Raw genomic sequence first — 12,379 nt, forward strand, 5'->3', positions numbered from 1 at the left:
ATGGCCATTCAAAACATCATTTGCATTATACTGGTTGTGATTGGCATCGTCTTTATGCTGATGGGAAGCATTGGAATATTGCGTCTTCCCGATTTTTACTCCCGCTCTCATGCCACCAGTAAAAGTGATACACTTGGAATTCTTTTTGTGATATCCGGTCTAGTGGTTTATGAAGGCTTTACACTTAGCGGGATCAAACTGATTTTGATTATTCTTTTTATTGCACTGGCAAACCCAATTGGTACCCATGCACTTGCGCGATCTGCCTTGCAACGTGGCCTTAAACCATTTTTTAATGATAGCGCTAAAAAGGGAGGTAAATCATGATTTGGGAGTTAGAACTTATCCTTTACCTCTTTTTAGTAATATCGGGTTTAGTGGCACTTAAAGTCAGAGATCTGTTAGTGGCTGTAGTGATGATGTCTGTATATAGTTTTATCATGGCATTGCTTTTTGTTTCTATGGGTGCCGTTGATGTCGGATTTACCGAAGCCGTCATTGGTGCCGGAGTTACCGGTATCTTATTTGTTGTCGTTGTCTATCAAACCACAAGAAAATCTAAAGATTGAAATACCTTAAAGCTCTCATATTGGTCACTTTTGCTGTGCTATTGATTTATGCAGCTGCAGATCTCCCATTCCGGGGTGATCCCGACAATCGTATGCACGACGAACGAAGTATGACCAATACACCGGTTGCAGGAAATTACTATATCCAGGAAGCTTATCACGATGCACACACACCCAATATTGTTACCGTTGTTTTGGGCGATTACAGAAGCATTGATACGTTTGGTGAACAGGTGGTTATTTATACGGCCGGAATAATTACGCTTCTTGTTCTCAGGAGAACTCGTAGGAGGTCCTCATGAGAAGTCAATTTGATAGCCCCATTATTGTTCTTGGAGCGCGTTTACTTACTCCATACATCATGGTATTTGGGCTCTATGTAATATTCCACGGGCACTACAGTCCCGGAGGAGGTTTCCAGGGGGGTACACTCCTGGCCGCAGCTGTATTGCTGATTCGAGTGGCAACCGGCCGCAGAGTATCTCGCCTTCAGATTCAGGAGTTTGCTACTACTCCACTGGCAGTGATTGGAGTAATCATATACTTTGCAACAGGTTTTGCGGTAATGATTACCGGGGGGTATTTTCTTGATTATGGCCAACTTCCCATTCCCGGAATGGACCCTGTATGGCTTCGATATACAGGCATACTAATCATTGAAGTTGGAATTGGATTGGCAGTTATGGCTATTCTCGTCATGATATTTGACAATATGGTGAAAGGGGAGGATTATGCTTGATTTCTTTTTTGGACATTATGCGTATTGGTTTTCCATCATACTGTTTAGTATAGGTATGTATGGAATGCTCTTTAAAAAAACACTCATCAAAAAGATTATCGGGCTGTCCATATTGCAGTCATCAGTCATCCTGTTTTTTGTTTCTGTGGCTTCAAAAGTGGATGCAACTGTTCCCGTATACGATTATAATATTCCCGTTGAAAATGTGGCGAATTATATGAACCCTCTGCCACACACACTTATGCTTACGGCTATTGTTGTAGGTGTAGCTACATTAGGAGTAGCCTTCACACTTTTAATTGCCATCTACAATCGGTATCAAACATTGGATGAACAGGAACTGATAGAAAGAATCCATGATTGAGACACAAATTCCTGCTCTTATTGCTTTAGCGTTTGTATTGTTTGCTATACTTATACCTGTATTCAGTCTTTGGCGAAGTGAGCTTGCACAGCCGTTAGCAGTGGTTGGATCAGGTTTAGCTGCCACACTATCGCTTTTTGGATTTATTAATTATTTGAACAACGGTGCCATTCGTTACTTTTTTGGGGGGTGGGAACCACCAATTGGCATTGAATTTGTTTACGATGGCTTATCGGCCTTCATGGTTTTGGTGATTAACACCATTGCCCTGCTCGTTCTGATACATTCCAAGCATATCTCGAAAAGAGAGTTCCCGGGCAAAGAGATGCCATACTTTACAATGGCCATGCTGATGATGCTCGGATTCAATGGAATGGTTCTTACGGGAGACCTTTTTAACTTCTATGTATTTCTTGAGATTTCATCTCTTGCCAGTTATGCCCTGATTGCGATTGGTGAAAAACAAGCACCCTTTTCAGCTTTTAGGTATTTGATTATCGGAACTACCGGCGGGACACTATACCTGCTTGGAATAGGATTCTTGTACACCGTTACAGGTACACTCAATTTAATCGATATGTCTGCGATGCTGCCGATGGTCGCCGATAATACCGCAGTTATTGCAGCATTGATTTTAATGATCGTGGGAATTGGCGTGAAAGCCGCCCTTTTCCCAATGCATGGCTGGCTGCCCGATGCTTACACTTACGCCTCTTCCAGCTCTACGGCTCTCATCGCACCTATTGGTACGAAAGTTGCCGCGTACATGCTGTTCCGCATTGTTCTCTATCTCTTTGGGGTTGAACTGATTGATGCCGTTGCGCCACTCACAACCGTTATTGGTGTATTGGCATGTATTGGAATTCTGTATGGTTCAATAATGGCTATTGCCCAAACCGAACTGAAGCGGATGTTGGCTTTTAGTAGTATTTCGCAGATCGGTTATATCATTATGGGACTGAGCCTTGCAAACCCATTTGGATTTGCTGGAGCTTTGCTACACGTTGTTAATCACGCGGCAATGAAAGCCTGTTTATTTTTGGTTTCAGGAAATTTGAGGCTGAAAGAGGGCCATACGAATATCACCCGGTTCGATGATTCATTCAGAAAAAAATACCCCTGGACAATGGCCTCTTTTACAGTTGCAGCTATTTCCATGGTTGGACTGCCACCGCTTGCAGGATTTTTTAGCAAGTGGTACCTGGCACTCGGAACTATTGATAATGAAAACTGGCTCTTTTTAGCCGTTATTCTTGTAAGTTCGCTGCTCAATGCAGTGTACTTCTTCAGAATCCTGGAAAAAGTATACATGAAAAATCCCGATGCAGCTGACAAAGAAACGATTGCCGCTGATGTTAAAAGAAATGAGGTATCAACCAGTATGTTAACACCAACAATTATTTTGGCACTCAGCCTTTTTGTGATCGGTTTTGCTAATGCAGTGATCGTTGGATTTTTGATGAATATTTTTCCAATGCAATAATTTTTAAATGTTAATTAACGATTGATGGACATCTCTATCGTCCCTTTACTGGCAATTTTGGTATCACTGGTGGCTGTGCCATTGATTCTTTTCAGTTCGTCGAAGCCTAATCTTCGTGAGGGTTGGACTATCCTTGCCGGTGTTATAAAATTTGGGCTCGTTCTATCGCTACTCCCAGGTGCCATAGATGGGCAAACGGTAAGTCTGCACTTGTTCGATCTGGCACCCGGTATGCCATTTGAATTGGCTGCCGATCCTATTGGTGTCTTCTTTGCCGTCATCGCATCCGGATTATGGATATTTACTTCCTTCTACTCTATCGGTTATATGCGCGGAGCGGGTGAAAAGAAACAAACCAGGTATTTTGCAAGTTTTGCCATCTGCCTGTCGGCCACGATCGGGATCGCCTTTTCAGCTAATCTGTTGACATTTATCGTATTCTACGAAATGCTCACGCTGGCCACCTATCCTCTTGTTATTCACAAGGAAACCAAAAAAGCGATCAACGCCGGCCGAAAGTACTTGGCATATACTCTTACCGCCGGACTTTTGTTGATTGCAGCCGCCGGACTTACGTACTACTACACCGGTTCTATTGAATTTAATCCCGGCGGAATTTTTGCCGATGCCAATGTACCTCACACTGCAATGTTGATTATATTCATCCTCTTTTTAGGTGGAGTTGGTGTAAAAGCGGGCATCATGCCACTTCATAGCTGGCTTCCTTCTGCTATGGCCGCGCCAACCCCGGTTAGTGCACTTTTGCACGCTGTGGCTGTTGTAAAATCAGGTGTGTTTGCTGTAATTCGTGTTGTTGGATATGTTTTTGGAACCGATGTAATGGCTTCCTATGGATTAAATGATATTCTGATCGTACTTGCAGGCGCAACTATTATTTTGGCTTCGCTACTGGCATTTGCCCAAGACAATTTGAAACGTCGGCTGGCATATTCTACGGTCGGTCATTTATCATACATTGTTTTAGGTGTAGCACTTTTAACACCTCTCGGAATGCAGGGCGGTATTATGCATATCGCTGCACATGCTACCATGAAAATTACTTTATTCTTTTGCGCTGGAGCAATTTATGTGAACCTTCATCGCGAGAATATCAGTAACCTGAACGGCATCGCAAAAGTAATGCCCTGGACAATGGCAGCCTTCACCATCGGCTCGATGGGATTGGCCGGAGTGCCGCCACTCAACGGATTTGTGAGCAAGTGGTTTCTGGCATTGGGGTCTCTTGAAGGTGAAATGGTTTTACCACTTATAATCCTGATTATCAGTGGAATTTTAAATGTGGGTTATTTCTTCCCCATCATTCAAAGAGCTTATTTTAGAAAAGGGGAAGGCTTGGAGAATTATGGTGAGGCTTCACCATTTATGGTGATACCACTATTTGCTACGGCCGTTCTCTCCATATTTTTTGGCATGTTCCCGAACCTCTTTTTTAACTTTTTTGATTTGGCAACATCGATTGCAGGCACGTTATTTACCGGAGGATAAAATGATCAATATTAACTCTATAGCACTATGAAAACCTGGCACTGGGTCGCTCTCGGAATATTGACCGTTATTAGTCTTATTCTGGAGTTTACATTTTTGGCAGATTATGATTCTCACTGGTGGAATAGTATCCCCGGATTCTACATCATTTGGGGCTTTTTAGGCTGTGTAGCTATTATCTATGTATCAAAATGGCTGGGTAAACTTTTCATCTTCAGACCTGAGCAGTACTATGATCGTTGATTTACTCTTCATACCGGCGGTAATTGTTATACTGGGAGCTTTTCTGCTTCCGTTGTTGCCTCAAAAATTACGGGCTACTGCTTTCTTGGTATTCCCGTTAATTGCTTTAGGGATGTTGTGGCAATTGCCGAACGGATATACCCTAACTCTTCCTTTCGGAAACTACGAACTGGTTCCTGTCTACGTTGATTCCCTGAGTAAAATTTTCGGCAGTATCTTTGCAATGATTGCCGTAATCGGCGGGATTTATGCATTTCATATCAAAGATCTAGGACAACAAAGCTCTGCCCTGGTGTATGGCGGTGGAGCTCTTGGCGTTACCTTGGCCGGTGATTTCTTTACATTGATTATTTTTTGGGAACTGATGGCCATCAGCTCAACATATCTTATCTGGGCACGAAAAACAGACGAAACAGACCGTGCAGGAATGCGCTACCTACTCGTGCATATTTTTGGCGGAGGCCTTCTGTTAAGTGGAATTATTTGGCACGTCTCTGAAACTGGTTCAATCTTAATTGAAAATCTCCCGGATGTTTATACTTTTTCATCAGTCTTAATACTACTCGGTGTAGCCCTTAACACGGCCATTCCACCCCTTCATGCCTGGCTGGCGGATGCCTATCCTAAAGCCACTGTAACCGGCGCTGTTTTCATGAGCGCATTTACAACAAAATCTGCCGTATATGTACTGGTACGTGTATTTCCGGGATGGGAAATTTTAATTTGGTTTGGCGTGATAATGGCCCTTTACGGCGTTGTATATGCTGTACTGGCAAACGACATTCGTCAAATCCTAGCATATCACATCATCAGCCAGGTTGGTTATATGGTAACGGGTGTAGGTATCGGAACTGAAATGGCATTGAATGGAACAACAGCGCACGCATTCAGCCACATTCTTTATAAATCTCTCTTGTTCATGGGAGCCGGAGCCGTCCTCTATTCAACAGGAAAAAGCAAACTCACGGAGCTTGGCGGTTTTGCCAGCAAGATGAAAGCCGTAGTATTTCTGTATATGATCGGTGCATTTTCAATTTCAGGATTTCCACTATTCAATGGATTCATCAGTAAATCTATGGTGGTAAGTGCTGCCGGTTACGCACATTTCGAAACCGTTATGCTGCTTTTGATCCTCGCTTCAGTCGGTACATTTTTACATACCGGTCTGAAACTGCCCTATTTTACATGGTTTGGTGAGTCTAAAAGTGAAATTACCGTTGGGCCTGTCCCCTTCAATATGCTTATTGCGATGGGAATAGGAGCCTTTTTCTGTACACTTTTCGGAATCTTTCCGGGACTTCTTTACCAGTATCTCCCCTATCCGGTGGATTACGAACCATACACGATCTATCACCTGGTAGAGATGATACAAATTCTTGTCTTTACTTATATCGGCTTCTGGATTCTCAGAAAAAAACTGGAGGGGGATCCAAAAATTGCATTGGATACAGACTGGTTCTATCGAAAAGCCCGCCCTGTAACTGAGAAAGTTTTCGTTACATATGTTGACAAACTCTACGGTTATGCCGAAAACGCAACTCTTTGGATGGCCGGATTTTTAACAAAACAGTTCAAAAATCCGCTGGTTTGGCTCAACCCTTTTACGGACACTGAACAGGAAGCCGCAAAATACAGCCATGCCGTAGAAGTTGTGATGAGTTTTATTCTGCTTAGTTTTGTGATATTTGCGATCATTTATTTCATTTGAGGATATGCAATCTAACTGAATGGATAACTATATAAAGCTGTTAGATACCAGTCCGGCTTTTAAAAATATCCAATTTTACACCTCACTGCTTTTTATTCTATTTTAGACGGCATGACTCTATTAATATTTTATTTAATTCTGGCGATTGGCGTCTCCTTTTTGTGCTCAATTCTGGAGGCAGTATTGTTGTCCATCACTCCATCATACATAGCCGTTTTGGAAAAGAATGGACATGAATCGGGTGTGATTTTACGTTCGCTAAAAAAAGATATCGACCGGCCACTTTCAGCAATCTTAAGTTTGAACACGATTGCTCACACCATTGGAGCTGCTGGTGTAGGCGCACAGGCACAAGTTGTGTTTGGGAATACCTATGTTACCATCACATCAATCGTATTAACATTGATGATTTTGATCTTTTCTGAAATAATTCCAAAAACCTTAGGCGCAACCTATTGGAAAAAACTTTCCGGGTTCGCTGCTCGAACTACAAAAGGTTTGATTATTGTAACCTATCCCCTTGTACTTCTATCAAAAGGAATTACAAACCTACTCTCAAGCGAGGAAAAACAACCCTCTGTGAGCCGGGAAGAATTTAGTGCTATGGCTGATTTGGGACATGAAGAGGGCATTTTTGAAGAAGAAGAGTCAAATATTTTTAAAAACCTCATTCGCTTTAACTCGCTGCGGGTAAAAGATATTATGACTCCGCGAATTGTGGTTGTAAAGTTTCCCGAAGTAAAAACTATCCAGGAAGTTATGGATTCCAAAGAGGAGCTTCGGGTTTCGCGTATCCCGGTGTATGGTAAAAACGAAGAAGATGTAACCGGCTACATTTTAAAGAACGATCTTTACCTGGCTTACTCCCAGGGCGGGGGCACAAAAACGCTCCAGGACATTAAACGTGAAGTGCTCATTATCCCTGAAAATATTTCCATCAAAACCCTGTTTGAGCGGCTCCTGGAGTCGCAGGAACATATTGCTGTTGTTGTTGATGAGTACGGTGGTTTTTCAGGAGTTGTAACGATGGAGGATGTTGTAGAAACACTACTTGGCATGGAAATCGTTGATGAGATTGACGCTATTGATGACATGCAGAAACTGGCACGCCAGAAATGGAGAGAACGCGCGAAGAGACTTGGTATACCCCTTCCCGGTTCTGTAGAAAGCGAAGAGAAAGACTCAGCCTGAAGTTATCATCGGTGTCCGATTCGAAAATGGCTCGGTTTGTTCAACTTTGTCGAGCATCCAGGTTGCCACGTCTGCTCTTTTTATCGTGTCCAGCAACCCATAGTGGTTTGTTTGCTTGGTTCTTCCCGTCGGTTCACCATTCAGAAGGGTAACCGGACGAACAGACATCCAGTCAAGATCGCTTCTTTCAAAAATGGATTCCATTTCTGCTAGTTCTTGATATGACTTTTTTATGTTGCTATTTGAAATCACCCATTTTATAACCGGATGTACCTGTCTAAAACTCTCCCTTACACCGCCCGCACTAATACCAATGAAGCGATTCACTCCAAACTTGGGCATAAGATCTATCAGAATCTCCGCTGCGCCAGTTGTAAGATCGTCAGGTGAAGTAAGTGAAGACCATGGATTCAATGAATTCTTTCTCTTGATTCCTAATACCGAGAGAACGGCATCAGTACCTTCAAAGCCTCTCTTGAGGATCTCCTCATCCAGCACTGATCCCCTTATCACTTCACAATTTTCGGAAAGTTTAAATGTAGTTTCTTTCCTCGCAATAGCCTTAACCTTATAGTTTCTCTCTTTTGCAAGCTGAACAATCCATTTTCCGCATCCGCCGGATGCACCTAATATCAACAGTTTCATTGATTCCTAATTTGTAGACGAACCCTGTAATCTTTTTTATCTATTTGTTCCGGGTGTTCTGGATAAGGTTTCAAACTGATTAGTTTAATCAAATGATTTGAAATTATGGTATCACGAGGTTCGAGGTATGTGTTTAAATTAATTTCACGATCATCAATTCGAATTTGAACCTTTCCATTCCCGGCCCAAACGCATGTTCCATTTATTGGACAGCGTGAATCCTCAGAAACATCCAAAAATTCAACCAAAGTTTTATCTGGCCCAACGTTTGTCATTTCCCCAAAATTTAGTTCAAACTCTTCCCCGTAATCTTGTACATTTTGAGTTACTGGACTTCGACATGCACTCAATAGTATCAGCAAAACAATTATTTTGAATCTTCTCATAAATAAGTTTCCTGAAGGTGCTAACTATTCATATATAAATACACCTTAGAAATGTGTACTACCTATCTGCTTGGCAGTTCTGATTTTATCGTCATAGTGCAAAGTTTTGTTTTTGGATTCTTACATCCTCAATACGATCTTCTTTATGGAATTTAAAAAACACGTATATAATGATAGTTATTGTTATGGGGGTATCGGGGTGTGGAAAAACAACCATCGGGCGGATGTTAGCGTCCAGGCTGGACCTTCCCTTCTTTGATGCCGATAACTTTCATCCCGAAACCAATGTTGAAAAAATGCGATCGGGCATTCCTCTTACAGATGAGGATCGCAAACCCTGGCTCCAAAATTTGAGTGATTTGATGAGGAAATGGAATAAGGACAATGGTGCCATCCTTGCTTGCTCTGCACTCAAAAAAGCTTACAGGGATCTCCTGACAGAAGGATTTAACGAAGAAGAGGTCATATTCATCTTCCTTAATGGTTCAAAGAAATTGATCTCTGAAAGACTGAATAAACGAGAAGGGCACTATATGCCGGCAGAACTGCTTGACTCACAATTTGAAGCACTGGAAAAGCCGCAAGAGGCTATCTGGATTTCTATTGAGCCTGAACCAGAGAATATCGCCGAAAAAATTATTTCAAAATTACCATTGGATTGTTATCAGCATTCAAAAGAAAAAACTTAAAAAATTAGACCAGTACATGAACAGCTCACAAATTGGCCTCTACGGATTAGGTGTTATGGGACAAAACCTGGCCTTGAACCTGGAGGATAATGGCTTCTCAGTAAGTGTTTTTAACAGAAAAGCACCCGGCGAAGAAACTATCGTTCAAGAATTTATTGAGAACGAGGGCAAGGGGAAGAATTTTTATGGCGCTGAATCCATTAAATCGTTTTTTGAATCACTTAAAACGCCGCGAAAAATCTTAATCATGGTTAAAGCCGGAAAACCGGTTGATCACGTTCTTTCTAATTTTCTCTCGTATCTCGAAAGGGGAGATATTATTATTGATGGTGGCAATTCTCACTACAAAGATACAATGCGCAGGAAGGAGGAACTAAAAAAGATTGGCGTACGATATGTTGGGATGGGCGTTTCGGGTGGAGAACAGGGAGCACGGTTTGGCCCCAGCCTTATGCCGGGCGGCACACCTGGTACATGGCCGGAAATTCAGCCATTTTTTGAAAAAATTGCGGCAAAAGCATTTGACGGATCTCCCTGTTGCAAATGGGTTGGCGAAGACGGAGCCGGTCATTTTGTAAAGATGGTCCACAACGGGATTGAGTACGCGGATATGCAACTAATTTCTGAAGCATACCATATTCTGAAAGAATCACTGGGATTGGAAGCAGTCGAGATCGGTAAGATTTTTGAATCCTGGAATGATAGATCTCTGAACAGCTACCTGATTGAAATCACTTCCAAAATTTTTATGGTCTCTGATGATGACGGACTCCCCCTCGTTGAAAAAATCCTGGATTGTGCGGCACAAAAAGGAACGGGACGATGGACAGCTATTGAAGCGTTTGAAAATAACGTTGCTTTACCCGGAATTTCCCAGGCTGTCATTGCAAGGTTTTTCTCAAATTTAATTGAGATTCGAGATGAGTTTTCTAAGACTCAACGACCCATTCTTAAAGCTTCAGCCAACAAAGAGAAATTGATTGGAAATCTTGAAAAAACTCTGCTGGCCTGCCGATTAGCCGCGTATGCGGAGGGTTTTTTTATGATTTCATCCGTAAGTGATGAATTTGAATGGAATATCAATTACTCTGCGATTGCAAAAATTTGGCAGGGTGGATGTATTATTCGATCCGCACTGCTTAAAGAAATTGAACAGGCATTTCAAAAAGAGCCCGACTTGAAACATCTCATTCTGTTTGATGAGTTTTCTGAACAGTTATCAGATCTTCAGGCATCCTGGAGATCGGTAGTTGGCCATGCTGTATACTCCGGGATTCCTGTTCCCTGCATGTCAGCCTATTTAAGCTTATATGATACACTACGATCCAAATCGCTGCCGGCGAATTTAATCCAGGCACAGCGGGACTTTTTTGGAGCGCACACTTACGAACGCATCGATAAACCCAGGGGACAGTTTTTCCACACCGACTGGGAAAATCAATAAATCAATCACAATAATTTCATGGAAAATTTTCAACTACTAGCTGCCACCATACTTGGGGTTGGACTCCTCTTAGTTTTAGTTACACGTTTTAAGATTAACGCCTTCATCTCTCTGCTTATCGCAAGTATATTTGTTGGCTTAGGAGCCGGAATGCCGGCAGCAGACGTCCTCAGTAGTATGCAGGAGGGAATGGGCGGTACGCTTGGGTTCGTAGCAACTGTGGTGGGGCTTGGTGCTATATTTGGACAGATCCTCGAGCATTCGGGAGGAGCAGAATCGGTGGCCCGAACACTTATTCGAAAATTTGGCCGTGATAAAGCATCCTGGTCGATGGTTATTACAGGTTTTGTTGTTGCGATCCCCGTTTTCCTTGATGTGGGTTTTATCATTTTAGTTCCACTCATCTATGCACTCTCACGTGATACCGGTAAATCATTGCTCTATTACGGCATTCCACTTCTTGCAGGACTTGCCGTCACACATGCGTTCATTCCTCCAACCCCGGGTCCCATCGCCGTAGCAGATATTTTGGGAGCAGATTTGGGATGGGTAATCTTATTCGGTTTTATAGTTGGAATTCCAACTGCCATCATTGCAGGACCCGTATTTGGAAAGTATATAGCGAATAGGATTCACGTTCCGGTTCCGGATTATGTTGAAATGGATGAACATCACGACGATGAAGATGCCGACCTACCCCCTTTCTCCCTTCTTATTCTGATAATATCCGTGCCCCTGATATTAATTTTGGGAAACACCATTACGGAAGCACTTCTGGATCAAGCGGTTATTGAGCCACAATTCTGGACAGAGACACTCATTTTTATCGGTCATCCATTTAGTGCATTAACGGCTGCCGTTCTGATTGCAATGTACTGGTTAGGGGTGCGTCGTGGAACTACTCGTGATACATTATCTGAATTGAGCATGGAGGCAATGAAACCCGCGGGTGTAATCATTTTAATTACTGGAGCCGGTGGAGTCTTCAAACAAGTCCTGATAAACAGCGGCGTAGGTGATATGCTTGCAGGCGGTATGGCCGACCTTGGATTGCCATTGATTGTTTTAGCATGGTTGATTGCAATGGCTGTTCGAGTAACTCAAGGATCGGCTACTGTTGCTATGATAACTGCTGCCGGAATTCTGTCACCAATCCTTGTTTCATTTGATGTAAGCGAACCACATAAAGCCTTAATCGTGTTAGCAATTGCTGCCGGGGCTACAACTTTATCTCATGTAAACGATAGCGGTTTTTGGTTGGTGAACCGATACTTTGGGATGAGTGAAAAAGACACTTTAAAATCCTGGACGGTTATGGAAACAATCATCTCTTTGGTGGGATTCTCTCTTGCTTTTGCACTCAGCTTTTTTGTTTGAAATCTATCTCTTACTCCAAAGCAAAGGCTTTATAC

Annotated in this window: 15 protein-coding genes; 13 read left to right on the plus strand and 2 right to left on the minus strand. The window is 42.5% G+C overall.

All coding sequences use genetic code 11. The annotated features are described in order from the left end of the window. The 10 genes from mnhG to L6773_RS06990 all read left to right on the plus strand — a co-directional run bounded on the left by mnhG (position 1) and on the right by L6773_RS06990 (position 7,803). A complete protein-coding gene (gene mnhG, locus L6773_RS06945; RefSeq protein ID WP_237853146.1) occupies positions 1–327 on the plus strand; it encodes a monovalent cation/H(+) antiporter subunit G in 327 nt (108 codons plus the stop codon). Continuing rightward, entirely contained in the window at positions 324–569 is a 246-nt protein-coding gene (locus L6773_RS06950; protein WP_237853147.1) for a Na(+)/H(+) antiporter subunit B, read from the plus strand. Before mnhG ends, L6773_RS06950 begins: the two co-directional genes overlap by 4 nt. Then, the gene (gene mbhE / locus L6773_RS06955; protein WP_237853148.1) at positions 566–871 is read left to right on the plus strand and encodes a hydrogen gas-evolving membrane-bound hydrogenase subunit E; all 306 of its coding nucleotides are present in this window, start codon (positions 566–568) and stop codon (positions 869–871) included. Before L6773_RS06950 ends, mbhE begins: the two co-directional genes overlap by 4 nt. Continuing rightward, positions 868–1,308, plus strand: coding sequence for an MnhB domain-containing protein (locus L6773_RS06960; RefSeq protein WP_237853149.1), 441 nt, complete (start codon positions 868–870; stop codon positions 1,306–1,308). The genes mbhE and L6773_RS06960 overlap by 4 nt, the downstream gene beginning before the upstream one ends. Beyond that, complete coding sequence (locus L6773_RS06965) at positions 1,301–1,672, plus strand: cation:proton antiporter subunit C (RefSeq protein WP_237853150.1); 372 nt, start codon at positions 1,301–1,303, stop codon at positions 1,670–1,672. The genes L6773_RS06960 and L6773_RS06965 overlap by 8 nt, the downstream gene beginning before the upstream one ends. Beyond that, positions 1,665–3,155, plus strand: a complete 1,491-nt coding sequence (locus L6773_RS06970; RefSeq protein WP_237853151.1) for a complex I subunit 5 family protein — start codon at positions 1,665–1,667, stop codon at positions 3,153–3,155. Before L6773_RS06965 ends, L6773_RS06970 begins: the two co-directional genes overlap by 8 nt. A 24-nt stretch (positions 3,156–3,179) precedes the next feature. Beyond that, positions 3,180–4,661 (plus strand): monovalent cation/H+ antiporter subunit D family protein, encoded by a 1,482-nt coding sequence (locus L6773_RS06975; protein ID WP_237853152.1) that lies wholly within the window; start codon positions 3,180–3,182, stop codon positions 4,659–4,661. A 27-nt stretch (positions 4,662–4,688) separates the two neighbouring features. After that, on the plus strand, positions 4,689–4,904 hold the full coding sequence (locus L6773_RS06980) for a hypothetical protein (protein ID WP_237853153.1): 216 nt from the start codon (positions 4,689–4,691) through the stop codon (positions 4,902–4,904). Continuing rightward, the gene (locus L6773_RS06985) at positions 4,894–6,612 is read left to right on the plus strand and encodes a Na(+)/H(+) antiporter subunit D (RefSeq protein ID WP_237853154.1); all 1,719 of its coding nucleotides are present in this window, start codon (positions 4,894–4,896) and stop codon (positions 6,610–6,612) included. The genes L6773_RS06980 and L6773_RS06985 overlap by 11 nt, the downstream gene beginning before the upstream one ends. A gap of 111 nt (positions 6,613–6,723) precedes the next feature. After that, positions 6,724–7,803 carry a CNNM domain-containing protein gene (locus tag L6773_RS06990; protein WP_237853155.1) on the plus strand — a complete coding sequence of 360 codons (1,080 nt, stop codon included), beginning with the start codon at positions 6,724–6,726 and terminating at the stop codon, positions 7,801–7,803. On the opposite strand, the gene L6773_RS06995 is transcribed toward L6773_RS06990, so the two are convergent. Then, positions 7,795–8,448, minus strand: coding sequence for an NAD(P)H-binding protein (locus L6773_RS06995; protein WP_237853156.1), 654 nt, complete (start codon positions 8,446–8,448; stop codon positions 7,795–7,797). The two genes, L6773_RS06990 and L6773_RS06995, sit on opposite strands and share 9 nt — an antisense overlap. Next, positions 8,445–8,834 carry a hypothetical protein gene (locus L6773_RS07000; RefSeq protein WP_237853157.1) on the minus strand — a complete coding sequence of 130 codons (390 nt, stop codon included), beginning with the start codon at positions 8,832–8,834 and terminating at the stop codon, positions 8,445–8,447. The genes L6773_RS06995 and L6773_RS07000 overlap by 4 nt, the downstream gene beginning before the upstream one ends. 170 nt (positions 8,835–9,004) lie before the next feature. On the opposite strand from L6773_RS07000, the gene L6773_RS07005 reads away from it, so the two are divergent. From L6773_RS07005 to L6773_RS07015, 3 genes are read left to right on the plus strand one after another with little or no spacing between them, the layout of a single operon-like run. After that, positions 9,005–9,523 (plus strand): gluconokinase, encoded by a 519-nt coding sequence (locus tag L6773_RS07005; RefSeq protein ID WP_237853158.1) that lies wholly within the window; start codon positions 9,005–9,007, stop codon positions 9,521–9,523. Between the two features lie 16 nt (positions 9,524–9,539). Then, positions 9,540–10,967 carry a decarboxylating NADP(+)-dependent phosphogluconate dehydrogenase gene (gene gnd / locus L6773_RS07010; protein WP_237853159.1) on the plus strand — a complete coding sequence of 476 codons (1,428 nt, stop codon included), beginning with the start codon at positions 9,540–9,542 and terminating at the stop codon, positions 10,965–10,967. Between the two features lie 18 nt (positions 10,968–10,985). After that, positions 10,986–12,344 carry a GntP family permease gene (locus L6773_RS07015; RefSeq protein WP_237853160.1) on the plus strand — a complete coding sequence of 453 codons (1,359 nt, stop codon included), beginning with the start codon at positions 10,986–10,988 and terminating at the stop codon, positions 12,342–12,344. Positions 12,345–12,379: the final 35 nt, after the last annotated feature.

The organism is Rhodohalobacter sulfatireducens (assembly GCF_022012475.1).
GTDB lineage: Bacteria > Bacteroidota > Rhodothermia > Balneolales > Balneolaceae > Rhodohalobacter > Rhodohalobacter sulfatireducens.